23 protein-coding genes are annotated in these 26,823 nt (G+C 41.0%); 11 read left to right on the top strand and 12 right to left on the bottom strand.

All coding sequences use genetic code 11. The annotated features are described in order from the left end of the window. The first annotated feature begins 2 nt into the window (after positions 1–2). Both H6G74_RS15130 and glpK read left to right on the top strand, forming a co-directional pair. Positions 3–1,181, top strand: coding sequence for a PAS domain S-box protein (locus H6G74_RS15130; RefSeq protein WP_190968456.1), 1,179 nt, complete (start codon positions 3–5; stop codon positions 1,179–1,181). 123 nt (positions 1,182–1,304) lie between these two features. Next, positions 1,305–2,816 (top strand): glycerol kinase GlpK, encoded by a 1,512-nt coding sequence (glpK, locus tag H6G74_RS15125; protein ID WP_190968455.1) that lies wholly within the window; start codon positions 1,305–1,307, stop codon positions 2,814–2,816. A gap of 104 nt (positions 2,817–2,920) precedes the next feature. On the opposite strand, the gene H6G74_RS15120 is transcribed toward glpK, so the two are convergent. Continuing rightward, positions 2,921–3,925 (bottom strand): hypothetical protein, encoded by a 1,005-nt coding sequence (locus H6G74_RS15120; protein WP_190968454.1) that lies wholly within the window; start codon positions 3,923–3,925, stop codon positions 2,921–2,923. Positions 3,926–3,936: 11 nt separating this feature from the next. Continuing rightward, positions 3,937–4,182, bottom strand: a complete 246-nt coding sequence (locus H6G74_RS30945) for a hypothetical protein (protein WP_206756988.1) — start codon at positions 4,180–4,182, stop codon at positions 3,937–3,939. Between the two features lie 287 nt (positions 4,183–4,469). On the opposite strand from H6G74_RS30945, the gene H6G74_RS15115 reads away from it, so the two are divergent. Next, on the top strand, positions 4,470–4,676 hold the full coding sequence (locus H6G74_RS15115; RefSeq protein WP_062297813.1) for a hypothetical protein: 207 nt from the start codon (positions 4,470–4,472) through the stop codon (positions 4,674–4,676). A 241-nt stretch (positions 4,677–4,917) separates the two neighbouring features. Here H6G74_RS15115 and H6G74_RS15110 read toward each other — a convergent pair whose 3' ends face one another. Next, a complete protein-coding gene (locus H6G74_RS15110; protein ID WP_190968453.1) occupies positions 4,918–5,559 on the bottom strand; it encodes a transaldolase family protein in 642 nt (213 codons plus the stop codon). Positions 5,560–6,059: 500 nt separating this feature from the next. On the opposite strand from H6G74_RS15110, the gene H6G74_RS15105 reads away from it, so the two are divergent. Next, complete coding sequence (locus H6G74_RS15105; RefSeq protein ID WP_190968452.1) at positions 6,060–6,695, top strand: carbonic anhydrase; 636 nt, start codon at positions 6,060–6,062, stop codon at positions 6,693–6,695. 77 nt (positions 6,696–6,772) lie between these two features. Here the strand turns inward: H6G74_RS15105 and H6G74_RS15100 are convergent, their stop codons facing one another. Then, complete coding sequence (locus H6G74_RS15100; protein ID WP_190968451.1) at positions 6,773–7,852, bottom strand: WD40 repeat domain-containing protein; 1,080 nt, start codon at positions 7,850–7,852, stop codon at positions 6,773–6,775. 227 nt (positions 7,853–8,079) lie between these two features. On the opposite strand from H6G74_RS15100, the gene H6G74_RS15095 reads away from it, so the two are divergent. Beyond that, positions 8,080–8,490, top strand: coding sequence for a hypothetical protein (locus H6G74_RS15095; RefSeq protein WP_190968450.1), 411 nt, complete (start codon positions 8,080–8,082; stop codon positions 8,488–8,490). 241 nt (positions 8,491–8,731) lie between these two features. Here the strand turns inward: H6G74_RS15095 and H6G74_RS15090 are convergent, their stop codons facing one another. The 3 genes from H6G74_RS15090 to H6G74_RS15080 form a co-directional block, all read right to left on the bottom strand. Beyond that, positions 8,732–10,468: a diflavin flavoprotein gene (locus H6G74_RS15090; protein WP_190968449.1), complete on the bottom strand. Its 1,737-nt coding sequence runs from the start codon at positions 10,466–10,468 to the stop codon at positions 8,732–8,734. 118 nt (positions 10,469–10,586) lie between these two features. After that, complete coding sequence (locus H6G74_RS15085) at positions 10,587–11,081, bottom strand: phosphate-starvation-inducible PsiE family protein (protein ID WP_190968448.1); 495 nt, start codon at positions 11,079–11,081, stop codon at positions 10,587–10,589. A 117-nt stretch (positions 11,082–11,198) separates the two neighbouring features. Then, the gene (locus H6G74_RS15080; protein ID WP_190968447.1) at positions 11,199–12,929 is read right to left on the bottom strand and encodes a diflavin flavoprotein; all 1,731 of its coding nucleotides are present in this window, start codon (positions 12,927–12,929) and stop codon (positions 11,199–11,201) included. Positions 12,930–13,340: 411 nt separating this feature from the next. Between H6G74_RS15080 and H6G74_RS15075 the strand changes: the two genes are divergently transcribed. After that, positions 13,341–14,267 carry a 1-aminocyclopropane-1-carboxylate deaminase/D-cysteine desulfhydrase gene (locus H6G74_RS15075; protein WP_190968446.1) on the top strand — a complete coding sequence of 309 codons (927 nt, stop codon included), beginning with the start codon at positions 13,341–13,343 and terminating at the stop codon, positions 14,265–14,267. Positions 14,268–14,297: 30 nt separating this feature from the next. Here H6G74_RS15075 and H6G74_RS15070 read toward each other — a convergent pair whose 3' ends face one another. Further along, a complete protein-coding gene (locus tag H6G74_RS15070) occupies positions 14,298–14,843 on the bottom strand; it encodes an NADPH-dependent FMN reductase (RefSeq protein ID WP_190968445.1) in 546 nt (181 codons plus the stop codon). 261 nt (positions 14,844–15,104) lie between these two features. Further along, a complete protein-coding gene (locus tag H6G74_RS15065; protein ID WP_190968444.1) occupies positions 15,105–15,380 on the bottom strand; it encodes a hypothetical protein in 276 nt (91 codons plus the stop codon). A 141-nt stretch (positions 15,381–15,521) separates the two neighbouring features. Between H6G74_RS15065 and ftsH the strand changes: the two genes are divergently transcribed. After that, positions 15,522–17,483 carry an ATP-dependent zinc metalloprotease FtsH gene (gene ftsH / locus H6G74_RS15060; RefSeq protein ID WP_390849951.1) on the top strand — a complete coding sequence of 654 codons (1,962 nt, stop codon included), beginning with the start codon at positions 15,522–15,524 and terminating at the stop codon, positions 17,481–17,483. Between the two features lie 103 nt (positions 17,484–17,586). Further along, positions 17,587–18,153: a Uma2 family endonuclease gene (locus tag H6G74_RS15055; RefSeq protein WP_190968443.1), complete on the top strand. Its 567-nt coding sequence runs from the start codon at positions 17,587–17,589 to the stop codon at positions 18,151–18,153. 601 nt (positions 18,154–18,754) lie between these two features. Here the strand turns inward: H6G74_RS15055 and H6G74_RS15050 are convergent. Both H6G74_RS15050 and H6G74_RS15045 read right to left on the bottom strand, forming a co-directional pair. Continuing rightward, complete coding sequence (locus H6G74_RS15050; protein WP_190968442.1) at positions 18,755–19,786, bottom strand: VOC family protein; 1,032 nt, start codon at positions 19,784–19,786, stop codon at positions 18,755–18,757. 242 nt (positions 19,787–20,028) lie between these two features. After that, positions 20,029–22,251 (bottom strand): CHASE2 domain-containing protein, encoded by a 2,223-nt coding sequence (locus tag H6G74_RS15045; protein WP_190968441.1) that lies wholly within the window; start codon positions 22,249–22,251, stop codon positions 20,029–20,031. A 211-nt stretch (positions 22,252–22,462) separates the two neighbouring features. Here H6G74_RS15045 and H6G74_RS15040 point away from each other — a divergent pair, with 211 nt between their 5' ends. Next, a complete protein-coding gene (locus H6G74_RS15040; RefSeq protein ID WP_190968440.1) occupies positions 22,463–22,849 on the top strand; it encodes a nuclear transport factor 2 family protein in 387 nt (128 codons plus the stop codon). Positions 22,850–22,927: 78 nt separating this feature from the next. Next, a complete protein-coding gene (locus tag H6G74_RS15035) occupies positions 22,928–23,953 on the top strand; it encodes a S66 peptidase family protein (protein ID WP_190968439.1) in 1,026 nt (341 codons plus the stop codon). 161 nt (positions 23,954–24,114) lie between these two features. Here H6G74_RS15035 and H6G74_RS15030 read toward each other — a convergent pair whose 3' ends face one another. Next, positions 24,115–25,443 (bottom strand): GTPase family protein, encoded by a 1,329-nt coding sequence (locus H6G74_RS15030; protein ID WP_190968438.1) that lies wholly within the window; start codon positions 25,441–25,443, stop codon positions 24,115–24,117. 485 nt (positions 25,444–25,928) lie between these two features. Between H6G74_RS15030 and H6G74_RS15025 the strand changes: the two genes are divergently transcribed. Then, complete coding sequence (locus H6G74_RS15025) at positions 25,929–26,786, top strand: metal ABC transporter permease (protein ID WP_190968481.1); 858 nt, start codon at positions 25,929–25,931, stop codon at positions 26,784–26,786. Positions 26,787–26,823: the final 37 nt, after the last annotated feature.

Genomic DNA, 26,823 nt, shown 5'->3' with positions numbered 1-26,823 from the left:
AGATGAATATAAAATTATTTATCAAACGTTTAGAAGCTTTGCACAAACCTCTAGCAGATTTGTATCAAACTGCTAGTATTTTACCTTGGATTCCTGCCGATATGCTACCCCAGGCTTATCAAGAACTTTATAGTAATTCCAAAATGTTACAGTTAGCAGCAGAAGAACTGTATCAGCAAAATGAAGCACTGAAAGAAACACAAAATCTACTAGAAACAGAACGCCAACATTACCAAGATTTATTTGAGTATGCACCAGATGGCTATTTAGTTACTGATAAAGAAGGTATTATTCAAAACGCTAACGTAGCCGCAGAGGAATTATTGAATATTTCCAAACAATTTCTCATCGGCAAAGCCATGATTAACTTTGTTTGTTTAGAAGAACGGCAGCACTTTCGCCAAGAACTCAATCAGCTATATCAAGCAGATAAAACCAAAGAGTTAGTCATCCGATTGCAACAACGTCATGGCGAATATTTTGACGCAGCTTTCACAGTCAGAGTCATCCGCAACCCAGAAGGTAACGCGATTAATTTACTCTGGTTACTGCGGAATATTGGTGATCGCCAGCAAACAGAATTAATATCAGCCGAGAGTTACAGCGATTTCATCCAAAATCGCCCCCGATACAAATATTCTAAAGGGGAAACCATTCCTCTCAATAACTCAGTGGTTTGGTATATTTTCCAAGGTTTAGTCAAACTCAGTACATTTTGTGAAACTGGCGAAGAAGTCTTGTTAGGATTGGCAAAAACGCAAATGGTGTTTGGTTCTGGGATGACTTCTCTATCCATTTACCAAGCCACTGCTTTATCTGATGTGGAGTTAGTACCAATTTATGTGTCAGAAATATTAGTGACACCAGCATTGAGTCATAGTTTGTTACCTAAAATCAATCAACGGTTACAACAGACAGAATCCTTTTTAGTCATCTCCAAAAAGCAATTAGTCGAAGACCGATTACAACATTTATTAGAACTTCTCAAACAGGAAATTGGTAAACCAGTAGAAGAAGGGACTCGCTTAAGCGTCCGCTTGACTCATGAAGATATAGCAAGTGCTTGCGGTACTACCAGAGTCACCATTACAAGATTGTTAGGAAAATTACAACAACAAGGTTTAATTAGTATTGATGCTAAAAAACATATTATTTTGAAGAATTCAGCAGCCAGAATTTAGCCTTTGAACTAAGTCGGGAAGAGTGGGCAAAAATGTAGAAATATCATCGGACTGATCTCAAGCCCATACTTTGTGATATTCTTACCCAAAAATAACTCCTGACTTCAGACTTCATCAGTAACCTTGGACAGTAAATCTCCATCATCAGGCTATATTTTGGCTTTGGACTTGGGTACAACAGGCAACCGTGCTTTTGTGTTTAACAACGCAGGTCAAATTGTTGGGCAAGCATATAAAGAACTTACCCAGTATTATCCGCAGCCTGGTTGGTTAGAACATGACCCGGAAGAAATTTGGCAAGATACCTGCTGGGTAATGCAAAATGCGATCGCCAATGCTGAAATTGCGCCATTAGATATCGTCGCCTTGGGATTAACTGTACAACGGGAAACCTGCTTAATTTGGGATAAAACCACTGGTAAACCGCTACATAAAGCCATTGTTTGGCAAGACCGCCGCACAGCACCTCTTTGCAATCAATTACAAGCCCAAGGTTACGCCGCAGAAATTTATAACCGCACTGGCTTGGTGATTGATGCTTATTTTTCGGCAACCAAGTTGAGATGGTTATTAGAAAACGTTGTAGACATTGACTTAAACAATGTTTTGGCAGGCACAATTGATACTTGGGTGTTGTGGAAATTAACAGGCGGCAAAGTCCACGCGACCGACCACAGCAACGCCAGCCGCACAATGTTAATGAACCTCAAAACCTGCATTTGGGATGAAACATTACTGGAAATCTTACAAATTCCGGCTCAGATTCTGCCCCAGATTCAACCCAGTTTAGGTAAATTTGGTGTGACTGATCAAACTTTGCTGGGTGTGGAAATTCCGATCACAGCGATTTTAGGCGACCAACAAGCAGCATTATTTGGTCATGGCTGCGATCGCCCTGGGTTAATGAAATGTACTTATGGCACTGGTAGCTTTTTGGTAGCTCATACAGGTGCAGAAATTGTGCGATCGCAAAATCAACTCATTTCCACCTTGGCTTGGACACAAACTCAAGACGGCAGTAATTTACAAATTGGTTATGCCTTAGAAGGCAGTATGTTTACTAGTGGCGCTTGTATCCAATGGTTGCGCGATGGCATCAAAGTCATTAAAACTGCCGCCGAAACCGAAGCAATGGCTAACCAAGTTTCAGATAACGGCGGCGTGTATTTTGTCCCTGCCTTTAGTGGACTGGGTGCGCCGTACTGGGATATGAATGCTAGAGGAGCCTTTTTTGGGATTACCGCCAGCGTCCAACCCCAACATTTAGTGCGGGCTGTCCTAGAAGCGATCGCTTACCAAGTTGTGGAAGTTGTTCAAGCCATCAATGCTTGTTCTCCTACACCAATGAAGCGGTTAATTGTCGATGGCGGCGCTTGTGAAAATAACTTCCTGATGCAATTTCAAGCCGATGTCTTGGGCATACCTGTAGAACGCCCAAAAATGCGCGATACCACCGTACAAGGAGTAGCATTTGCCGCCGGTTTAGCAGTTGGATTTTGGGACAGCTACACCACATTAGTTAATCAACGGCAAATAGACCACATCTTTGAGCCTGATCCATCCAGGAATAACGCCTTGGCTAACTTTAGCACTTGGCAAAAAGCAGTTCAGCGTAGTTTAGCCTGGATAGATTAAGTACGTAGAGAGTGCTGAGTGCTGAGTGCTGAGTAAAAAAATTTTCCCCTACTCCCTACTCCCCACTCCCTACTCCCCACTCCCCACTCCCTACTCCCTACTCCCTACCCCTTACGAACTAACTTTGTATCCCAAGTATAAAAGCCAACTGTATCGGGCATTCTAGAAAAGCGTCCTATGCGATAACCGCGTGAGAGTTCATTTAGTACCTTACTTTTCACTTCTCGCACTTCTTCCGCATTCAGGTTGCCATAAATTCCTGTGATGACTTCAGCCACACTAAAAACTTTCCCTGGATGTTGCCTAAAGAAAATGGTTAAAGCATCAATCAAAAATTGTCCTTCATAGGCTTTGAGCATTGGAACAACTTTTGCTTGTGGTACGACAACAGGTTTCTTCTTAGTTTTCCCAGTCTTAGAGTTACTGCTGCTTTGATTAGTGGTGACTAAACTCAAATCTAGGGTGTAACAACCGGGTTCATTCGGTATACCAAACCAAGCTTGTCTTTCTCTACCTTGGGTAAGTGAAGATTGCACTCTACCTTTGACCACTTTAAAAACATGGGGTTCTAAGTCACCATAAAGCGATCGCACAATGAAATCTATGTGACAGACAGTACCCAAATGTTGTTCTAATAGCTGTTTGATAGCTTCCATCCGAGTTAAAGAGTTATACTCACTCAACATTGGGATATCTACATTGTTTAGCGAGAAATCTCTGTTTGAGAAAGTTATTTCTGTAACTGGGGACTCGTTGATGTTGGTTGTTGCAGCAGAACTATCTGTTTCTAATGCTTCTGTGTTTGGTTGTGGTGAATCTGGATGCGCCTCTAATTCGCCATTAGATTTCTGCGCCGAAGGAGATAAAAGTAAATCTTCTTTAGAGGCCGAAAGCATTTCGTTCACAACTTCAACTGTCAGTAGCTTGTTGTTAGCTTCTGAGAGTGAAGACCAGCTAGATAACAAACCTTCGACATTATCAAGTTGCGATCGCGCCTGATTGTATAAAGTGCCATATTCTTCAACCAATCGCGCATAGTAGTCTCGTAACTCTAACAAAGGCGTGATTAATGATTGTGGGGGTGGTTCCAATTGCAATTGCGGTTTCATAAAGCGTTACATCAACCCAGAGTGGTGTCACTTGTGTAAGTCATTGGCCTTGGTTTGGCTTTTTGAGATGGCTGCGGAGATTTGCGTGGCGCTTGTGGGGGACGGCAGCTTTCGCAATATAAAGGACGAGGGCCATAAGTCTCGCGTTTAGTTGTCTGATTACATTCTTTGCAGACAAAGTGAAAGACTCTGGTGTGAATTAGTCTTTTATGCGCTCTAACAGTGTATTCCTGCACGTCTATATATTTACTTGCCATAGTCCAGAAGCATGAATTTCAATTCTATCAATATAGCTATTCAAGCAAATGAAATTGAATCAGTGTGTGTTGATTTGTAAGTTTTATTCAAATCAATGATTAATTGTCAAACCTGAAGTTGCAAATATTGCATCAAGGTAACTCAACACTCACCAATTTACTCTCTTCAGACAGAGACATCCGTATTCATCTAACTTCGATTTAAGTCTTCTGATAGTGTTTGATGTCTAGTTAGTCAGTTTAGGTTGGGAGTGTGAATCTAGAATATCACTGTGGAGAAAATAGTTATGCCTAGCGGTCATGCAAGTCATAAAGGCACTGGAGATAAACCCAATACTAATGCTGAAGGCCGTATGGATATGGCTGCTGATAAAACTGTAAATCCAGAAGATGAGTTATTAGAAGGAGCAACCACAAATACCACCAGAACCCAAGAATTTGTGGATTATCCTCCAGCTATTCAACGTCCAGATGAGGAAACACAAAAGGAATAGAAATTACATCTGTTAAGGCTGGGTGTAGGGGTGTAAATGTCAGGACTTCTGCACAAAGGTTGTTTGTTAAGAATGGGTGTAGGGGTTTAAGGGTATAGGGGTGTAAATGTCAGGACTGACGCACCAAGCTTGTCTGTTAAGAATGGGTGTGAGGGTTTTTTCACACCTACACCCTACTTATATCTCTACTACCTTTTCCCCCTTGCCTCATTTCCAGCAAGTTCGTAAAACACCTACACTTTTACGCCTGCAAAATCCCCCGTCCATTTTCGGCAAATTCATCAATGGTTTGCACTGACAGTTCGTGATTTGTCATCGACTGCAACATTGCTAAGGGTAAGGTGAGATGGTGAGCGCCAGCTTGTAGGGATGCGACGGCTTCTTGGGGAGATTTGATGCTGGCTGCCATAATTTCCGTGCTGCTTCCCTTTAAAACACTGGCCATTTCCTGGACTAATGCGACTCCATCACCTAATAGTCTAGTCGCTCGATTGACGTAGGCGATCGCATATTTTGCCCCAGCTTCTTGAGAGACTGCGGCTTGTGCTGCACTGTATATAGCTGTGACTGCACAGGGAATTTCTGGTGCTAATTCCGCCACGACCTGAAAGCCAACTAACGACGCAGGAATTTTTAAGACTGTTTGCTGTCCAATTAACTTAAAGGCGGCTCTGCCTTCTGCTACCATTTCTTCAAATTCAGCAGCCATCAATTGATAAAATACTGGCCCTGTGGTTAATTCTGCCAGTTGTTTTAACGTCGTCTCAACAGGTAACGGGCTTTTGGCTAATAATGTTGGGTTAGTAGTGATGCCTTTTACCCAACCTAACTTTTTAGCAGCTTGTGCTTCTGCTGCGATCGCTGAGTCCAAAAATAAGGTCACTGAATTTATTTTCCTTAAAGTCCCATCGCTGGCATCATACCAATTTTAGCTTTATAATTTCAGTCTTTTTGGGATGATTATAATTCCAAAGTCATAATTCTGGAAAAATCAACCTAAATTAACTGATTTATGACTGCTAATTTTATATAAATTATAGATTTATTACCATTTTATCAAATTTTGTATATTAAATACAAAAAATCTTAAAAATCAGAATGTTTTTATGTTTTGTTAATTGATTATTTACCTTGATATTGCTATTTAAGAAATATAGCAGTCTGTTTGGGAGATAAAAACAAACCTACTCTCTATTCCCTAGCTTTCATCAGTAGTTGATAAATCAAACAGGATTGCTATGTCATTGATGAATAAGGAAATGCGATCGCTACACCTCAAATTACAATCTGTTGAGAGAGTGAAATCGTATTAGTTGGCACAAAACTAATAGAAATTACGCAATGAGACGACAAATCAAAAACCTAATCTTCGAGGTTTAGAAGATGATTCCTCACACCATTGAAGAAATATTGCGAAACAATCGAATTTGGGCTGCCCAAAAAAAAGCTCAAGATGGTACTTACTTTGAAGAATTAGCATCGGGACAAAAACCACCTTATCTCTACATTGGGTGTTCCGACAGTCGTATAGCCTTAACTAAATTTACCGGCACAGAGCCAGGAGAATTGTTTGTCCATCGTAACATTGCCAATCAAGTTTGCCTCACAGATATGAACTTCTTGTCAATTTTAGACTACGCAATTTCTCATCTTGAGGTGAAATATATTATCGTGGCTGGTCACTATGGATGCGGAGGTATTAAAGCCGCATTAGAAGGTAGAACAACTGGAATAATTGATAATTGGGTAAATCCAATTCGAGAGATTTATTTGCAGAAACAAGAAGAAATTGATGCGTTACCCACACAACAAGAACGCTGGAATCGTTTAGCAGAATTAAATGTAGCAATGCAAATTAAAAATCTCTACCAAACTTCGATTATGCGTCAGGCTTTGCAACAAGGCAAAGCACCAGAAGTCCACGGATGGGTAATAGATATCAGCACAGGTTTAATCAAAGATTTGCATGTTTTCACCAAACAATGGCACATACGCAAATTAGCTTTGATGGGAATTTGAATAGAACATAGCAGAAGGCAGGAGGCAGGAGGAAAAGTTTTACTATTCCTGGCACTCAAGCTTTGAAATTGTCCAGATTAAGGTTTGATTTGCCAAACTTTAACAGATTTATCACCACTACCACTATATAAAGTTTGACCATCACTATTCAAGGCAAGTCCATAAATGCCACCGCCATGTCCAATCAACTCCAAGACTGATTTTCCAGTGATGATATCACGCACTATAACTGATCTACCTAAACCGCCAGTAATAAATGTCTTGCTATCGGGACTGATAACTAAGGCATCAATACTTGTACCCAGAGAAAAATTATGAATTAACTTTCCTGTGTTCAAGTTCCAAGCTTTGAAACTTTTACCATCTGTAGTCCTAACTCCAGCAGATTGAAAACTATCGTCATAGCCACCACTCAGCAGCATTTTTCCATCATTACTAACAGCAAGAGTAATTGGAGATGATGCTTTTTCCGAACCAGTAATCAGGTCTTCTTTTTTTGGTAGTGGTGGAGTAAAACTGCGTAGTTGTTTACCTGTTAGCATATTCCAAACTCGAATTTTACCACCGTTTTCACCGCCACTATAGAGAGTTTTACCGTCACGACTAATTGCAAGTGCTGTTGTTTCTACTTTCAAGATGCGATCAATTTTGCGAGTTTTGAGATTCCGAAATTTGATGGTTGTATCACCACTACCACTAATTAAAGTTTGTCCATCTGGGGTCAATAACATTGCTCTCACCCCTGTTTTTTCGCCAATTGTGCGAATTTGCTCGCCTGTTTGCGTATTCCAAAATTTGATAGTGTTATCGAAACTAGTACTAATCACAGTTTGAGCGTCTGGAGTAATTACTATTGATTTAATCCGCTCTTTATGTCCAGTTAAAGTCCGAAGCAATACACCTGTATTTGGATTCCAAAGCTTGATTGTTTTATCATCACTACCACTAGCAAGAAGTTGACCATTGGGTGCAAGAGCTAATGCACGAACAGGTTCAGTGTGTCCTGATAAAGTTAATTTCAAACGCTGCGGTTTATCAGCCTTTGTAGCAACAGAAGGTGTATCTGCTACAACTTGCAGGCTTGGAAGCATACTCAAGGGTATAGGTAAGTAAAAGCCAAGTAATGTTAAAGTTTTAAATACAAAAGGCAGTCGCATAGTGATACAGTAATCCTATTCGATTATTACTTTAATATTTAAAGTATAGGAAAATACCTGTATTTATATGAATCATTTCATATTTATGTAACACTTATTTTTCACAAAATTTGGGGGTTTAAATCCCCGGCTTCTATCAAGCTGCAAGTGTTGTGGCGGGGTTTAAATCCTCGTTACAACAAGTAATTGCGAATTGGTTTAACATTACTGTCTTCAATTTCTATACTATGAAAAACGATCAATGGCAGACACTCAAACAAAAACTGACTGATGAAGCCGACTTATCCGATATCTGGGTATTTTATATGGATAATTTTGCCGATCATCCAGAATTTACTGACTTGGGTGAGCCTGCTTATAATCAATACCTCGATAATGTTATTAGCAAAACTTGTCAGCAAATGTTTGGCAGAGAAATTAAGATTACTGACCTTTTCTTAATTTATATTGCTGAACATCATTTATTTCATGGAGCTTTCTTTGTGGAACGGCGAATTGGAGGTGTGATTTATTTCGAGGATATCAAAGTAGGGTTAATTGCAGTATCGGCAGATTATCCGCCTACTGATATGGTTAAATATTCTCGTTTTTCTGAAGTACTGCAATTGCCAAAACCTAATCGTAATGATCTCAATTAAATAGAACCCTCAGACTAAAAGTCTGGGGCTAAATAAACAAAGCCTAGCACTTCGACCCTTCGACAAGCTTAGGGACAACTTGCATAGACTAATACCAATTCTATGTGAGGCTGCATTTAATTTATCTTGTCTTTCTTTGTGTTCTTTGCGACCTACCCTGCGGGAAGCCGCTACCGCGTCTATGTGGTTCGTTCTTTAATTCAGTGCATCTTCATACAGAATTGGTATAGTTAGGTTTTGATTAATAAAAACTACCAGATTTGCGATGTTCAATTGCGGTCATGCCATCATTGGTTAACATTTCGCCTTTATCTACAACAGCATAAATCAACCATCGATCGCCGCATTCTATTTGATTTTGGACTGTGCATTCTAAATAGGCTAATGCGTCATCAAGAATCAAACAACCATTAGTAGCAGTTTGGGTAGAAAGATTCGCAAATGGGTTATCACCGGAAGTACTTTGGCGGGAAAAATAGCGGCGCACATTTCTACCTTCTTTGAGAATATTCAACACAAATTTATCACCGGGATGACGCATTAAATCAGCATTTTGTTCTGGAGAAATTGCAATCATAATTCCAGGTGGATTAAAGGTGGCTTGTGATACCCAAGAAGTTAAAATTCCTTTGTGACTGTTTTGGTCACGAGTTGTTACCACACACAAAGACCCAACTATTCTCCCGACGGCTTGTTCTGTGCGGTCTACTTGTGCTTCTGTAACGGCTTGGCGGGGAACACGCAGTTTTTTGGTTTTTTTCAAGGTTTGAGCAAAGGTAGCACCTGCATCTTTACACTGTTGCAGAGTCTCAACTGTGGGACTAAAGCGCACTCTAATGGTTTCAAAACCTAAGCGATAATTTGCATCTGTGAGTTTGCTTTCTAGTAAATCAATGGCTTCACCACTCCAGCCGTAGGAACCAAAGACACCTGCTAACTTGGTTTTAGCGGCTGTTGATAAAATTATCCCCAAGGCTGTTTGAATTTGGGTGGGTGCATGACCGCCTAAAGTGGGGGAACCGATAATAAAGCCGTCGCAGGCTTCGATAATGCGAGTAATTTCGGCTGTGTCTACTAGTTCGCAGTCAATTGATTCTACATTAATGCCGTTTTGAATTAATCCTTGAGCGATCGCATTCGCTACAATTGCCGTATTACCATAAGCGGAAGCATATAATAAGGCGACGCTAAATTCCTGGGATTTCTGCCCTTGACACCATTGGCGATAATCATAAGTAAACCGACTCAAACTATAACGCACAACCGGGCCATGTGCTGGTGCATAATATCTTGCACCTAATGTTGCCAATTTATCTAAAGCAACTTCGACTTGTTTAGCTTGGGGTGCATGAAGACATTCAAAATAATAACGTCGTTCTGCGTCTAATTTTTTCCAGTCTTCGTCAAAAAGCTTATCTTCGCAGATATGTGCGCCAAAAAATTTGTCTGTATATAGAATTTTACTTGCAGAATCATAAGTACAGAGTCCATCTGCCCAACGGGGAGTGGGTACAGTCACGAATGACAACAAATGGCCTTGTCCCAAATCTAAAGTATCTTCTGAACGTACTGCTTGAATGTGTGACTCTAATTCGGGAAAGGTGGATTTTAAAGCATTAACCGCCGGACGAGAACAAATTATTGTCGCTTGTGGTGCATGAGACAGTAAGACTTTCAGTGTGGTGCGGCGGTTGGGGTTGACGTGGTTAAGAATGATGTAATCTAGGGTTGCTAAATCTAGATGTTGTGTTAATTCGTGAATGTAGATTTCAGTAAACGATTCACCAGGCGGGTCAATTACAGCTTTTTTATCAGCTTGAATTAAATAAGAGTTGGCTGTAGTGCCTTTTTGGCGGGAATATTCAACCTCAAATTTTAGTCTGTCCCATGTGCGCGATCGCAAAATAATTGTATTTTGTCCAATTTCAGCAACCTGGACATCTCTCGGACGGCTGGGTGTGATAGTAGCAATAGACATAGTAACCTCTTAAATAAGTCTGAAGTGTGAAGTTTTAAAAGTATAAAGTGTGAGGTATGAAGCAAAAATTTTTATGCTTTAGTTTTCATTTCATACTTCATACTTCATACTTCCTAATTCATTGTTGATTTTGACGATTTTTTCTGTAGCGTTGGGATATTTGTTGTTCTGGGTCAATACCTTCAAAAGTTGGTGGTAGCCAAACTCTTAAAATCAAGAGAATTCCTAGCACTAATAAAAATGCACAAGCTGCTAAAACCTGAGTCCAATTAGTTTCCAGTACACCTTTAACAATTACTTCGCGTAAAGCAGAAACAATCGAAACTTCTACCGCCACACCAATAGATATGCGTTGTTCTTGTAAGTAAATAATCAGCAGTCGGAACAACTCAACTAAAATCAACAAAAACAAAATATCAGCAGTCACAACTTGGAAATTTAGCGGAGGAAGTAGGGAGAGAAACATATCTCTCACCTGAATTGCCATGAAGCTAAATAAGCCAATACATAATGAAATTACAATCACATCTTGAATCATTTCCAAGCTGCGAACAACACGAACTCTATTAATTTCGTAGGCGGTAATTGGACTATCATCAACAGGCTTATACATGGCTTTTTATGTGAATATAGACTGCGTAATTAATTAAGTAAAAAGGTAAAATTAAGTCTTTTGTTTTGACTCATTACTATTCGCTTTTGACTTTTACCTTTTTACTTGTGACTTGATTTAGTAGTGATTACCAACTTTGCGGTGATGAACGGCGGTGAGTCCGTTGATGTTTGCGACTCTTCCAGTTTGGACGGTGCTATAAATCACCCAATGATCGCCACAATCCATGCGACTGGTGATTTCACATTCTATGTAAGCTAAAGCGTCAGCCAGAATTGGACAACCATTAGCAGCAGCATAGGTTTTCACGCCAGCAAAGCGATCGCCACCAGGAGGGAAACGCTTGAGGAAGTGTTTCATATAGCCTTGGTACTTCCCTTCTTCCAGGACGTTTAACACAAAGCGATCGCCTACGTGCATTAATGATTCAATGGCGCGTTCTTTCGCCACAGCAATGGCTACACCAAACGGACTGGCGCTGGCTTGTGTCACCCAAGAAGCAAACATGGCGCTTTGAATTTCTGCTTTTTTAGCGGTGATGATATATAAGCCTGTGCTAATGCGCCCAAGAGCTTTTTCTAAATCAGTGTTGATGGATTTGATTTGTTTGATGGCGCGATCGCGGTTTAACCAAAGTCCGATATCTGTTCCCGCTTCATCACACAATTGTTCTGTCACTCTGGTGGGAGTTTCTTTAATTAAAATTGGTGGAAAAGCTTCCGTTAAACCAATTTCTTGAAACTTATTCCGCAACGGATACACTGGTTCATCTTCTCCACCACCCGACTCAAATAAACCAATTGCTTGTTTATAATGAGCCGCAGCTAATATCGTACTCAATGCTGTTTGAGCAAGCGTAGCAGATTGGGGTGGCATTCCGATGACTAAACCCGCAGCTTGTGAGACTAATTCCCGAATTTCTTGCGGTTCAGTACTATTCAGAGGAATTAATTCTACGACTACTCCAGTTCTGGTAATGCCATGTGCAATGTAACGTGCGATCGTCTCACTGTAACCGTAATCTTCTGTGTAGAATATAGCAACAAATTGCTCAGTTTTAGTTTGTTCTAAACTCCAATTTTGATAGCGGTCTAGCCATTCAGTAATGTGATGCTTTAATAATGGCCCATGTCCTGTGGCGACTGTGGCTATTTCTAATTTTTCAATACGTTTTAATGCTGCCAAAACTGAGCGAGCATTTGGCCCCATTAAGCAATCATAGTAATAATGAAAATCTTCTTCAATGATGGCTAAATTTTCATCAAAGGTATGGTCATCACAGTAGTGCATTCCAAACACATCACAGGTAAAGAGAGTACCTGTTTTGTGGTCGTAAGTAAATATTGTATCTGGCCAATGCAGGTTAGGCGCTGAAATAAATTCTAATTCATGACCATTACCTAAATCTAAGCGATCGCCACTTTTTACCGTAATCGATTTAAATGGCTGGTGAACCATATTTTCTAAAAATTGAATCGCCACCTTGGCACCCACAACAGTAATATCTGGTACTAATTGCAAGATATCTTTAACTAGTCCACTATGATCGGGTTCTGTGTGACTGATAACTAAATAATCTATTTTTGTTGGCTCAATTAATCCTGTTAATATGTCTAGATACAGTTCCTCAAATTTGCGATGAGAAGTATCAACTAAAGCAATTTTTTCACCTTGAATTAAAAAAGAATTATATGTCGTTCCGTTGCGTAAACCAAACTCAACATCAAAACGCTCTCTGTCCCAATCAAGGCAACGAATTGCAGTAGTTTGAGTGGCTATTTTAATAGTTTGGATAGTTAAACGTGATGGATTAGCAAGAATTGAAGTATTTTCTGTAAGTGCAACCATTGGGTTTCTCCAAAAATCAATTTATCTGGAGTGAATCTGCTTACTATTATGTTGGACTGTTATCTTCAATTAGTAAAATGCCAATTTCTAAAGACACTCATTAGTAAGTTTTATTCATGACTCAATTTGGTTTACCATTGATTTATATCAATGTGTACCATTAGTTTTGAATGATAAAATACCCGACTTCTGATAGAAGTAAGGTATTTAATATAGGAATCCGATTCGATTTATGAAAAAATCTCAGTATGTGTAGTGGACTATCTAGACTAAAATATTACATTATAAAGTATAAAATTAACCGCAGATGGACGCGGATGAACGCGGATAAAATAGGTTTTTAATGCAACATTTTAGCCTTGCCACGCCAGTACATTTCAGAAATCAAATATTAGTCCTATAGCATTAAAAATGACCTCAATATTTCTGCCTCCACCGACACAACAAATTCATAGCGACATCATCGAAAGTGCTGGTGTGGAAATATCGGTACTGCGTCTTGATATGATGCACCCTTGGGTTAACGGTAATAAGTGGTATAAGCTGAAATACAATTTGTTAGAAGCAAAAAAAAGAAATTTCACCACATTGTTAACATTTGGCGGTGCTTATTCTAATCACATTTTTGCCACCGCCGCCGCAGGTAAGTTATTTGGTTTGCAGACCATCGGTGTAATTCGTGGTGAAGAAACGCTACCACTAAATCCGACGTTGAGTTTTGCGGTAGAACAGGGGATGCAGCTTGTCTACATAAGTCGCACTGTTTACAAACAACGCAATTCTCCAGAATTACAAGCAGAACTTCAAGAACGTTACGGTGAGGTGTTTATTATTCCTGAAGGTGGATGTAATTTAAATGGTGTGCTGGGCTGTACAGAAATTCTCCAACAAGCAGAAAATTTTGATATTATTTGCGTTGCTTGTGGAACGGGTACTACTTTTGCGGGGATTTTACTTTCTCTCACTCCACAGCAAAAAGGAATTGCTTTTCCGGTTCTCAAAAATGGTGGATTTCTGCAACAAGAAATCGAAACGCTATTGCAGAATTATCTGGCGGCTGATTTACCTATATCAAATAAATCTTTGTGTGCGCGGGAATTAATTTGTCATTATCACTTTGGTGGTTATGCCAAAGTTAACGATGAATTACTAAAGTTTAGCCAGCACTTTCAGCAAATCTACGGTATACCTTTAGATTATGTATACACCGCCAAGATGTTTTATGGGGTGATGGATTTATTACAGCAGGGTTTTTTTAGTAAGGGCGATCGCATTTTACTAATTCACACTGGCGGTTTACAAGGCAATTTAGGTATACAAAAAAGATTGAGCCAGTAGGGTGGGCAAATTTTTGCCCACCCGACAAATTTAATTGATGCCTTTGAGTTTGCGAGTGCTATCAACTAAACTTTGAGCAAATTCGTCAAATCTTTGGGAAAGTTTTTCATCTAATAATTTACCTTCTGGGTTAAAAGCACCCCAGGCTTGGCCGATGGCGATTTGTTCTGGAATCACCCAACCATGTACCCAGCGCACAATTAAGCGTAAATCATTGAGGGCGTTGCTATTAGATTGACCTCCCAAAACGCTAATAAGTCCTGTGACTTTCCCCGATAGTTCTTCAAAACTCATTAAATCGAGGGCGTTTTTTAATACGCCACTCACGCCGCCGTGATACTCTGGTGTTGCCAAAATCAATCCATCGGCACCACTGACAGTATCACGCAAGCGTTTAACATCAGGATAACCGGGATATTCTTTTTCACCGTTGCAAAATGGTAGCTGTAGTTGCCGTATATCCAAAATTTCTACATCTGCACCTATGGCTTGTAATCTTTGGGCTGCAACTTCTAAAGCCAACTGTGTGTAAGAGTTAGGTCTTAAACTACCACCAATGCCAACAATTTTCACCATAATTTCCTCATCCATTACAAATTAAGAAGTCTGAAGTCTGAAATGAAGAAAGAGTTATAGGCTTTCAGCAATTTATATAGGCTGCTATATTCCCGACTTCTTTAAGAAGAGTCGGGGATCTGACCACTCCCACTTCTTTCAATTAATGAGATGAACTACTTGTACAAAATTACGATTGCAACTCATAGTCATTACGACTATGCTTATCTTAGCGAGTTATGGTTTTGTAGTCAAATTTGTCGCAGCAGTAGAGATGAGAAGTCACAAAAAACTGTACTCAAGCAAATAGTCAGTCAAGCTTGCTTCACCCCCCACACCTCCCACACCCCCCACACTCCCCACACCTCCCACACTCCCCACACCTCCCACACCCCCCACACCTCCCACACCTCCCACACCTCCCACACCTCCCACACTCCCCACACCTCCCACACCTCCCACACCCCCCACACCTCCCCACACCTCCCACACTCCCCACACTCCCCACAGACCAGGAGTATAATTTCTCCCACTAAAATAAAATTCCTTGAGTAGCATAGGTAAAGAGAGTAGGGAATAGTTTGGTGTAGAAGTTAGACTAGATAAAAAACCGTGATTTCCAGTTATTACAATTTTTGCTAGAAAAAGAGGCATAAAATCAGCGCGAAGCTCATGCCAGCAAAAAAAGGGTTAAATGATATGAAAAATTTTAGGAGACAGGCATTGATGCAACAGCGATCGCCCATAATCAAACCAACTAAGGCCAACTCAGAGTTAGGCAAAACCCGCCAAAAGCGAACAAAAAAATCTGTGGCTTGGTCTGGGGCGTTAATCGCCAGTTTAATGATGTTGCCAAATATTGTGGGCGGTACGCCAGCCCTGGCACAAAGAGCTGATCGCGAAATTAGTTATGGCGAGTTGATTAAAAGAACCGAAAAAGGCGAAGTTAGAAAAGTTGAGTTAGATGAAACCGAACAAACCGCCAAAGTATATTTACAAGGGCAGAAGCCAGATACACCACCGCTACAAGTCAGACTTTTAAATCAAAATACAGAGTTAATTAATAAACTCAAAGCCAAAAACGTCGAGTTTGGGGAAGTTTCTTCTGCTAACAGTCGGGCTGCTGTTGGGTTGTTAATCAATTTGATGTGGATTTTGCCACTGGTAGCATTAATGTTACTGTTTTTGCGTCGCTCCACCAATGCTTCTAACCAAGCGATGAACTTTGGCAAATCCAGAGCGCGGTTCCAAATGGAAGCCAAAACAGGGGTAAAATTTGACGATGTGGCAGGTGTAGAAGAAGCCAAAGAAGAATTACAAGAAGTTGTCACCTTTTTGAAGCAGCCAGAAAGATTTACGGCTGTCGGCGCACGGATTCCCAAAGGTGTGTTGTTAGTCGGGCCGCCAGGTACAGGTAAAACATTACTGGCAAAAGCGATCGCTGGTGAAGCAGGCGTGCCATTTTTTAGCATTTCCGGTTCGGAATTTGTGGAAATGTTTGTTGGTGTCGGTGCTTCTCGTGTGCGTGACTTGTTTAAAAAAGCCAAGGAAAATGCCCCTTGTTTGATATTTATTGATGAAATTGACGCGGTAGGTAGACAACGGGGTGCGGGTATTGGCGGTGGGAACGATGAGAGGGAACAAACCCTCAACCAATTACTGACCGAAATGGATGGTTTTGAAGGTAATACAGGCATCATTATTATTGCTGCTACCAACCGTCCCGATGTTTTAGACGCAGCCTTATTACGTCCCGGACGCTTTGACAGACAAGTAATTGTCGATGCGCCAGATTTAAAAGGGCGATTGGAAATCTTGCAAGTTCATGCTCGAAATAAGAAAATTGATGAGAGTGTATCATTAGAAGCGATCGCACGGCGGACACCAGGTTTTACAGGTGCAGATTTAGCCAACTTACTCAACGAAGCCGCCATTTTCACCGCCAGAAGACGCAAAGATGCCATCACCATCTTAGAAATTAATGATGCAGTTGACCGCGTAGTAGCGGGGATGGAAGGTACACCCTTAGTAGATAGCAAAGTCAAACGCTTAATTGCTTATCACGAAATTGGTTACGCCATCGTCGGAACCTTGCTCAAAGACCATGACCCAGTACAAAAAGTCTCTTTGATTCCGCGCGGACAGTCACGGGGTTTAACTTGGTTCACCCCCGACGAAGAACATTTTCTCATGTCGCGATCGCAGCTATTAGCCAGAATTACCGCCAGATTGGCAGGAAGAGCCGCCGAAGAAGTAATTTTTGGTTTACCAGAAGTTACTGGTGGAATGCGCGAAAACCGCAAATTAGAATTAGCCACAGCCATAGCGCGGCAGATGGTCACACAGTATGGTATGTCCGAAATTGGGCAATTTTGCTTAGAAGCGCCCAATAGTGAGGTATTTTTAGGGCGTGATTGGATGAACAAATCCGAATATTCCGAAGAAATTGCCTCCCAAATTGATCGCAAAGTACGGGAAATTGTCAATCAATCCTATGACACCGCAAAACGCCTGATTCAAGAAAACCGCACATTAGTTGACCATTTAGTAGAGATTTTGATTGAACAAGAGACCATTGAAGGAGAACAATTCCGTCAAATTGTCGCTGAATATCAAAGTCAACCAGTAGCTGATGGGGCGACAGTGGCTGTACCTAATTAACATTTTGCGGCAGAATGCACCAATTTGTAGAGATGTTGTGATGCAACGTCTCTACATTGTTATTTTGATTATGATTTAAATAATTATCTGCTGGAAAATTTTGATGAACAGCACACCAGCCAGTCAAGTGCGATGGACAATAGCAGATTTAGCACTCTTTGAGAGCGATCGCAATCATCGCTATGAAATCATTGATGGGGAATTATTTGTGACAAGAGCGCCGCACTGGAAGCATCAAGCAATTTGTATTAACATCGGCACAGTGCTGAAGCTTTGGTCAGAGGAGAGTGGACTGGGAGAAGTAGCAATTACTCCAGGGATTATTTTTGCAGATGCAGATAATGTGATTCCTGATGTAGTTTGGGCAAGTCATGAGCGCCTAGCGACAGTTTTAGATGAAGCTGGACATTTGACAGGCGCACCAGAATTGGTAGTGGAGGTGTTGTCTGATGGCGACAAGAATGAGAAACGCGATCGCCAAGCAAAACTCAAATTATATTCAGTACAGGGAGTCTTAGAATATTGGATTTTTGACCGGCGGGAGCAGAAAGTGGAAGTATACCGACGAGAACAGGGAGTTTTAAAACTTGTTGCCACTTTATACAGTCAAGATGAATTAACTAGTCCTTTGTTACCAGGATTTAGCTGTATTATCAGTAAACTGTTTTAGCTTTGAGAGGCTACTTGTAAAATAAACATTAAATAAGTAGAAAGACGTAAATAAATATAATATTTTCCGTCATTGCAAGCGGCGCAATCCCATAATATCGTGTCCGGTAAAAGACTTATCATAAAGACCGCAGGGGGCAGGGAGCAGGGAGAAGGGGGAGAAAGAGTTTTGTCCTTCTGCACAGATGTGTTGAATCATAACTGATTTGCCGGACATGATATCAACTGTCACCCGCTATAAAAAATCCCCTGGTTTTTACTGTTGTCACCAGAGGAAGAATTAATATTGCTCTAATTTAGGATGTTTTTCTTGTTATTAGCATAGCAATATTGCCTAGTTTTAAGTTGCCAAAATGGCAGAAAAAAACACTTTTTTTACAAAGCATACTTTAGAATTCATCGTAATTTTAAAAACCATCTAAAACTCATATTTGATTTATAAAAAAATCAGTACACCCAAATCAGCCGTCTTTCCTACTCCCTACTCCCCATTCCCTACTCCCTGCTTACACAACTAGATTCAGGAATCAAACCGTATTCCTATATTTGATTTATAAAAAAAATCAGTACACTTAAGATAAGGCTTCTTTCCTACTTCCTGTCTACACAGTCTCTACTAAATTCCAGAAATAGCCATCTGGTGCGGTGAACGAAAAACTTTTTTCTCGAAACTCATTTTCGATGATGTTCGTAAAATTTAGCACTTGACTGGATTTGATGCGATCGCAATATTCCTCGATGCACTGCACACGGTAAGTATACAATGACATCCCTAAACTTCCTGGTTGGGCGGCTTCAAACCTTGATTCTACGTTCATCGCTTCGGGAAAGCGAATTATGTAAAGTCTTCCACTCCGCGCCGCCATTAAGTCAGTTTGGGAAGAACGAGGATCATCAAAGGTTGTGACGATAAATTTTTCCCCCGGCTTGAGGTCAAATAAATCTCGACCTGCGGGTGAAGAATCATAGCTAGTTTCCACATCATCTCGCACACGCAACAAACCTAAAACTTCCTCATAAAACTTCAGGCTAGTTTTGCTATCGTCTTGAACAATAATCCCTATATGGGTAAATTGACTGGTTTTAAATACCGATGCTTCGTTGATATGTCCGTAATTTGGGATGGTGTAACCAAATCGTTGAAACAAAACTTGTCGAGTTAAGGGTTGCAGTAGTAACATTTCTCGCACCCCAACAGTTTGGTCGATAAAAGGGCGGCTTTTGCGTTCCTTGTTGTAAATTACTTCCCAGTAGGGAATGCTATAGCGCACTGAAAAACCAGCAGCTTTGGCTTCTTCGGCATGATTTAAAATTGTTAAAATATCAGAAGTGAGGGTAGTTGCCCAACGATTTCCCTTAGTTTTCATGGATGCTAACCCCAAACCTTGATTAGTGGGATTTTGCCAAACCATCAACCGAATTAACCCATGATCTGCATTTTGATGATATAGGCGAATGGAACGCAAAGCAGAATTTACACCATATAATTGATAAGCTATCGCCGCAGGTAATTGACCAACTTGCCCAATCCGATAACCAAATTGTTCCCAATATTGAATGGCAAAAATTGGGTCGGGAACACCAATACATACTTCATAAATACCTGTTATTTTAGGTTCTTTTTCTAGAGTCATAGTGAATTTAATTTAGATATAACCAAATAATATTAATTCAAAAATAAGGTGGTGGAACAGGATTTTTTTATTTCGCGCAGAGACGCAGAGGCGCAAAGGCACAAAGAGAGTTATAAGTTAATCGTCATTTAAATTGCACCATGTTAATGGTAATAAAAGCTGCAAAACCTCTCCCTTGCACCCTGCTCCCTGCACCCCTGCGGCCTCAATGTGCAAATTAAATGTTTAACAGCTGACAAGGTTTATTTGTCGGTAATTTGATTTAAGTCTTGGAGGACTGCGGCGGCTGATTGGTAGCGATCGCTAAAATGATAGCGTACCATTTTATCTAAAATTATTCTGAGTTCGGCACTGATTTGGGCTGTGGGTTGCCACATAATATTACCTGTGTCTGGGTCTGGTTGTAATTCTTGGGGCAGAATACCAGTAATCGCCTGAATTGCCATCATTCCCAAAGCATAAATATCACTCGATAAGCGCGGATGTCCGGCAAATTGTTCTGGTGGTGCATAGCCCCTTGTGCCGATAGCAACTGTGGGTAATTCTGTTTGTTCACTAGTTGGTGGTTGCATTAATTTCACTGCACCAAAATCAATTAAAACTAAGCGGTTATCTTGATTACTTCTAATAATATTGTGGGGTTTAATATCTCGGTGAATTACTCGATGTTCATGGACAAATGCTAAAACTTCTAATACACCTTTGAGCATTTCAATCACAAAAATTTCGGTTTTTGCGCCATGTACAGGTGCTAATTCTTCGTGGAGTGTATGTCCAGCAATGTATTCTTCGACTAAATAAAATTCCTGTTGGTCTTCAAAATAAGCCAGCAAGGCGGGGATTTGGGGATGTTTCCCTAAAGCTTCTAAGATTTCGGCTTCGGTATTAAATAATCTGCGGGCGACTTCTAAAAATTTTGGGTCTCGACGTGCCGGCATTAATTGTTTGACAACACAAGTAGGACTCCCAGGACGTTGAGTATCTTTGGCTAAATAAGTACGTCCAAATCCACCAGCGCCCAACACTCTGGAAATTTGGTAGCGTCCACCCAACAGTAAATCACCAGTTCTTTTTTCGGGTTGTGTAATTGTGGCTGCTGTGTGGGTATGTTGGTCAATAATTTTAGTCGCTTCTGTGGCAGAGGTAGTTTCTTTTAAGAGAATATTTAATTGAGCGATCGCTTCTTGTTGTTGTTCGACTTGCTGAATAATTAATTTAGTTTGCTTTTGGGTGTTATACGCTGTATAAACTAACATCCCCACACTACTAAACACAAAGGCCGTCGCTGGGGGAATTAAGGGTATCCAAGCCGCAAGTAAAAATAAACCAGCACAAATTCCGACTAAACTAGCGAGGACTACACCTCCCACAACCAACAGCATTAGGGGATGTCCCCACCGCCAGCCTAGAAAGCTACCTAGCAAAGACCAAGCCAACACCCAGATTATTTCCAGCCACTCAGGCCAATACCAAATTAATGGTCTACCATCTAACACTGTACTGAGAATCTGGCTGGTTATCTGGGCATGAATAAATAAATTTGATGTTCTAGTGGGATGGTTTGGTAAAGCACTGTAGGGAGTATATACCCCCGGATAAATACTAGTAGCGGTTGTACCAATAATGACTAACTTATCTTTGACCCAGTTGGGATTAACTTGATTGTTGAAAACTTGAGAAAGAGTAACTGTTTGCGCCAGGCGATCGGGATGGCGATAATTTAATAATGTTTGATAACCTGCGGCATCCATCCCTACATAACTACCAGAATTAGCAGTGAGGATAGGGAAAGTGGTTTTACCAAGATGGACATATTTTTTGGTAAAATCTACGTTTATCCCTTGTTTTTCTAAATAAATAATTGCCATTAAACCAGCAAAGGAAAATGGTGTTGCACATTTATTGCTATTAGTTGGTTCGGCAAATAATAAACTCCGGCGAACAATTTGGTCTTCCTGAATATCAGAGAGTACATCGCCATAACCAACATTATCAAGAGGAAAATTGGGCGGCGGCGAAATTTCTGATCTACCTTGACTGCTTAATAAACAAGTAGCGATAATATTATTTTGATTAGCAATTCTAGCCGCAAGATTTTTTTGAGATGGACGATAAATATTTAGACCAATAAGGCGGGGTTGATAAGACTCAAGTTTGGTTAATAACTGATTGATTGTGGCATCAGATAATGGCCATTTGAATTTTGCCAAATCTTCTTCAGTAATTGTAACTATTAATAGTCGCTGATCTGGTGGTTCTGGAGGGCGCGATCGCAACATTTGGTCATAAGCTTTTAATTCCCAAGGTTGTAACCACTTCAGTTCCCGCATTCCCCACACCAAAGCAGTAACTCCCACACCAGTGATGACAACCATCCGCCACCAGTGAATCTTCGTCACGGTGTCACGGTAATCTTGATTTTGGTTTAACGCAGTTCGCAGGTATTGTAATATTCCACTAATCACAGAGTTGTAGTAGAAGGCAGGAGGCAGGAGAATTTTAGATTTTAGATTTTAGATTTTGGATTGAATAGCAGAAGAATGAAATTTTACATTTCATACTTCATACTTTAATTTAGCAACTTACTTACCTCAAGGTTACTGTTTAATTTCTCTCTAGAAATGATAGCTTGTATAAGCTATGTTAATTTTCTCTTTCCAACCAGCAAACTCAGTCATGTCAAGCACCGCCATTGAAACCATAATTGCAGCCTACTTTAGCAACATTACCGCTATGAATCCAGAAGGCTGGATAGAGAACTTTGCTGAAGATGCAGTGAGTCATGATCCAGTCGGTGAACCTCCAGTCAAGATTCGGGAAGATTATCACCGATTTATCGGGCAATTGCAAGCTGTATTTGAAAAACTAGCCGCCACAACTGAACATATTTTTGTCGCTGCTAATGAAGCAGCCGTCAAGTGGACAATGCAGGGAGTAAGTAAAACTGGTAAATCAGTCAGCTTTGAAGGAATCACCATTTTCGAGATTAACCAAGATGGCAAAATTCAAACAACCCGCGCCTACTGGAACCCCAAACAATTGGTATCACAGTTGCGGGGGTAAGATGAAGTATGAAGTTTGAAGTTTGAAGTCTGAAATAAAGGAAGCAGTATAATCAAGTTTCTTTCCCACTCCCCAATTTTGAAACGACGCAAATTTATTACCACCTGTGGTTTAACCACCTTAGCTACACAGATACCTCTAGCTAAAGTTCAAGGTAAACTATCGCCAAGCACCATCATTAAGCCACCCCGCCTCCAACCAGGAAATACAGTAGGATTAATTTCTCCGGCTGGTGTCATTGATGCGGAAGATTTAGCCAATGCCAAGCGATCGCTCACCGAGTTAGGATTAAAAATTAAATTAGGCGACCATATTTTAGATAGGTATGGCTATTTAGCTGGTACAGATGCTAACCGCGCTGATGATGTAAACGCTATGTTTGCAGATAATTCCGTCAACGCCATTATGACTATGCGCGGCGGTTGGGGTTGTAATCGCATTTTACCTTTACTGAACTATCCCCAGATTCGCGCCCATCCTAAAATTATTATGGGGTTTAGTGATATTACTGCTTTGGTGTTGGCTATTTATGCCCGTAGTCGAGTCCTGACTTTTCACGGGCCGAATGCCACATCTACTTGGAATGAGTTTACAGTAGATTATGCCAAACGCATCTTATTTGATGGCGAAGCAGTCACAATGCAAAATCTTAAAACTGAAGATATACAATTTGAGACGATTGCATCAGGAAAAGCCACAGGCAAACTCATAGGTGGTAACTTATCAGTGATAGCAGCAATGGTAGGTTCACCTTATCTACCTGCTTGGTACAAAAGCATTTTATTTGTGGAAGATGTCAGAGAAGATGTTTATCGCATCGACCGAATGTTAACTCAGCTAAAAAACGCTGGAATTCTCAATCAAATTGCTGGTTTTATTTTTGGTAGATGCACCGACTGTAGTATCGGCGATGAACCAGCTTTTAAATTGAATCAAGTCTTACGCGAACATATCATTCCCTTAAAAATTCCCGCTTGGTATGGTTCAATGATTGGACATATCAAAGATAAATTTACATTACCAATTGGTTTAAATGTCGAAATAGATGCCGATGCTGGAACTATTAAAATGTTGGAATCGGCTGTGGTGAGAGGGGACAGGTGACAGGTGATAGGGGATAGGTGACAGGTGATAGAGTTCAAATTCTCATAGCAATTCTCTAAAATAAGACAACCGAATAAAATCAATTTGTAGCGATCGCAAAACCAAACAAAGTCTACATCCCCTTTTCTACCTTGTCTCCCTTGTCCCCCTTGTCTCCCAAATCACCGCTTAATTCCCTTAAACCGTTCTTTCGCGGCTTGAAACTCGGCTTGCATCACAGATTGGATTTTTTGCGGATCAGGTTTTTTCCCACCCATAACATCGCCAAAATAAACACAAGCTGCTTCACCTAAAGACCAAGTATAAGCCGCCGCCCAAGAAGCCGCGATCGCACTGCCAAAACCAGGGATAATTTTGACTAACTCCCTTCCTATAGCTTGGGCAAAAAATCCGCCGGCGATCGCACTTACAATCCCGCCTGCTTGCGATGGTGTGATGGTTTGACCGTATAATTTACCTAACAGTCCTACCATCGATACTTGCAATGCTGTTAACACAGGCATGGTTGCAAATGGTAAAGGTATGGCTGCTAAGGTTGCTGCCATCACTGAAAAAGTCAACATATACCGCCTTCCCGCATCACGGTAGATATTACCAATTTGTTGACCTACTCCCTGTGATAATAACTGATTAATCGCGCGGGCTTCGGCTTCTGGCAATAATTCTGCTAAAGCATCTCGAAACTCTTCTAAGCCATAAAATACCGGGTTGTAACCATCTTCTTCTAAAGTAAAGTCTATCAGCACGGCGCGATCGCACAATCCACTAAAAGCTTGCTGAATTTCCCCAAAAGCCCGTTGAACTTCATCATACTGTGGTGGATAAGCTGGATGATCTGCCACATCCACAGGATAAACTTCGTGTAAGCAAGTCACCGCCAGTAAACAAGGAATATCAGGATATTGTTGACGCAGGTTTTGGGCAATTTTTCGCAGTGTATCCGTGGCAAAATCGTTAATCTTCACGGTGAGAATTAACACCCTCGCACCGCGACTAGACTTTTGCAAATCACCCAACAACTCTTGAATAATGATTTGAGTTTCTTGATTAACATCTCCTAACCCCACCGTATCGGTAAAAATCAGCAAGGGTAAATCACCAGAAGGATAGGCGTAACGTTCAGTATGTTGGGTATGGGGACGAAAACCTTGTCCGATAATTTCTGCTGAAACTCCAGTCAATCCCCGCACAATCGAACTTTTACCAGCTTGGGGTTTACCAATTAATAAAGCTTCTGTAGTTGGCAGTTCAGCGCGGACAGCTTCTAAAATCTCTGCTACCTGAGCTTCGCTGACACTATACCATTCAACCACAGTCTGCGATACTTGTTCCACAGGTAGCAACTGCATCAAACTAGATGTAGCTTTTTGCCAGATTCCTGTAATGCGGTTTTTCCAATCATTATTAGCCGACTGCGTTTGACCTCCAGGCGGTTCATTGGTAGATTGAGAATCTGCTGATGGCAAATTAGTATTAGGTTGCTCAGTCATGGTAATCAAAACAGCAGATAGATGGCAGTTTGAGTTGATTCACATTATGCACCAAGTGACTGAAGTCGCGGCTACACAGACAAAACCCTTGATTTTATGTTAGTCCGCGTAGGCGGACTTTGCTTGTGTAGCCGCGAATTCCATTCGTCGGGGCTAGGTGCTTGAAATACTCACTGGCCATTTTAGATGATTCAACCGTCACCTAACCTGCACCTTTATAGCAATCTTCCAATCAACAAAAATCACACCGGAGATTATATAGGACTCATATTTAGATTTATGAAAAAAATCAGTACACCCAGATAAACCTGGATTTCTCACAAGAGAGAAATCTAGGAGTGTGGGAGGATAGTAAAGAAATCTTTCCCCCCACACTCCCCACACTCCCCACACTCCCCACACTCCCCACACTCCCCACACTCCCCACACTCCCACTCCCCACACTGTCTACACAAATAGATTCAACAATCACACCGGATTATTATATGAATTACCCCATTGCAGAGTTAGCCATTGCCAGCAGTCAAGATTTGGTGAGTTTATTACAATTTCCCTTTATGCAACGGGCGCTGATTGGTGCGGTGTTGATGGGCATACTGGGAGGGTTACTCGGCTGCTTTGTCACTTTACGACAATTATCGTTTTTTAGTCATGCGGTTGGTCATGCGGCTTTAGTTGGTGTAGCCTTGGGTGTGCTGCTACAGTTAAATCCTACTTGGATGCTACTGCCCTTTACCTTGGTTTTTGGTGTTGTTGTCCTTTACTTTGTCGATAAAACCGATTTAGGCAGTGATAGCGTACTGAGTATAGTTCTTTCTGGTGCATTGGCGATCGGTGTCATTCTTTCTAGCTTGATTCAGGGGTATCGGGGTAACTTGATGGGCGTGCTGTTTGGCGATATTCTCGCTATTGATGCCACCGATTTGGTTTTAACCCTACTCATCCTTGTAGGCGGTGCTATATTTTTATTCTCGACTTTGCGCCAGCAAATTTTACTCACCCTCAATCCTGATGTTGCCAAAGTCCAAGGTATTCCCGTGGAATTATATCGTTACGCCTTTGTGGTGCTGCTGTCACTAGCCGTTGCTGTGGCGATTAAAGCCGTGGGAGTTTTACTAGTTAACGCCTTTTTGGTGATACCCGCCGCGACAGCCAAGCTGATGAGTCAGCAGTTTAGCCGTTTTTTGTGGATGTCGGTCATAGTTGGTTCAATTAGCAGCATTGCTGGTATTCTCGTTTCCGGGATTTTTAACCTTGCTTCTGGCCCTAGTATTGTACTGGTTCAGTTTTTGCTATTCATCGCTGTGTTCGTTGTCATCAAGCTGGGTTGGCAAACTGCATAACTTTTTTTTAGATGACCCTTGCAGAATCATTTTTCGT

This window comes from Nostoc spongiaeforme FACHB-130 (genome assembly GCF_014698475.1).
In the GTDB taxonomy this organism is placed as follows: domain Bacteria; phylum Cyanobacteriota; class Cyanobacteriia; order Cyanobacteriales; family Nostocaceae; genus Nostoc_B; species Nostoc_B spongiaeforme.
Note: the sequence above shows the minus strand (reverse complement) of the source record. Positions and strands in the feature narration are given on the sequence as shown.

Bases quoted from the DNA above. Each gene is read 5' to 3' on its own strand.
- H6G74_RS15085 (WP_190968448.1), bottom strand. From the start codon at position 11,081: ATGTATAAGCCTGTTGATGATAGTCCAATTACCGCCTACGAAATTAAT.
- H6G74_RS15115 (WP_062297813.1), top strand. From the start codon at position 4,470: ATGCCTAGCGGTCATGCAAGTCATAAAGGCACTGGAGATAAACCCAAT.
- H6G74_RS15065 (WP_190968444.1), bottom strand. From the start codon at position 15,380: ATGCTACTCAAGGAATTTTATTTTAGTGGGAGAAATTATACTCCTGGT.
- H6G74_RS15130 (WP_190968456.1), top strand. From the start codon at position 3: ATGAATATAAAATTATTTATCAAACGTTTAGAAGCTTTGCACAAACCT.
- H6G74_RS15100 (WP_190968451.1), bottom strand. From the start codon at position 7,852: ATGCGACTGCCTTTTGTATTTAAAACTTTAACATTACTTGGCTTTTAC.
- H6G74_RS30945 (WP_206756988.1), bottom strand. From the start codon at position 4,182: ATGGCAAGTAAATATATAGACGTGCAGGAATACACTGTTAGAGCGCAT.
- H6G74_RS15050 (WP_190968442.1), bottom strand. From the start codon at position 19,786: ATGACTCTAGAAAAAGAACCTAAAATAACAGGTATTTATGAAGTATGT.
- ftsH (WP_390849951.1), top strand. From the start codon at position 15,522: ATGAAAAATTTTAGGAGACAGGCATTGATGCAACAGCGATCGCCCATA.
- H6G74_RS15120 (WP_190968454.1), bottom strand. From the start codon at position 3,925: ATGAAACCGCAATTGCAATTGGAACCACCCCCACAATCATTAATCACG.
- H6G74_RS15030 (WP_190968438.1), bottom strand. From the start codon at position 25,443: ATGACTGAGCAACCTAATACTAATTTGCCATCAGCAGATTCTCAATCT.
- H6G74_RS15095 (WP_190968450.1), top strand. From the start codon at position 8,080: ATGAAAAACGATCAATGGCAGACACTCAAACAAAAACTGACTGATGAA.
- H6G74_RS15080 (WP_190968447.1), bottom strand. From the start codon at position 12,929: ATGGTTGCACTTACAGAAAATACTTCAATTCTTGCTAATCCATCACGT.
- H6G74_RS15040 (WP_190968440.1), top strand. From the start codon at position 22,463: ATGTCAAGCACCGCCATTGAAACCATAATTGCAGCCTACTTTAGCAAC.
- H6G74_RS15055 (WP_190968443.1), top strand. From the start codon at position 17,587: ATGAACAGCACACCAGCCAGTCAAGTGCGATGGACAATAGCAGATTTA.
- H6G74_RS15025 (WP_190968481.1), top strand. From the start codon at position 25,929: ATGAATTACCCCATTGCAGAGTTAGCCATTGCCAGCAGTCAAGATTTG.
- H6G74_RS15070 (WP_190968445.1), bottom strand. From the start codon at position 14,843: ATGGTGAAAATTGTTGGCATTGGTGGTAGTTTAAGACCTAACTCTTAC.
- H6G74_RS15075 (WP_190968446.1), top strand. From the start codon at position 13,341: ATGACCTCAATATTTCTGCCTCCACCGACACAACAAATTCATAGCGAC.
- H6G74_RS15090 (WP_190968449.1), bottom strand. From the start codon at position 10,468: ATGTCTATTGCTACTATCACACCCAGCCGTCCGAGAGATGTCCAGGTT.
- H6G74_RS15105 (WP_190968452.1), top strand. From the start codon at position 6,060: ATGATTCCTCACACCATTGAAGAAATATTGCGAAACAATCGAATTTGG.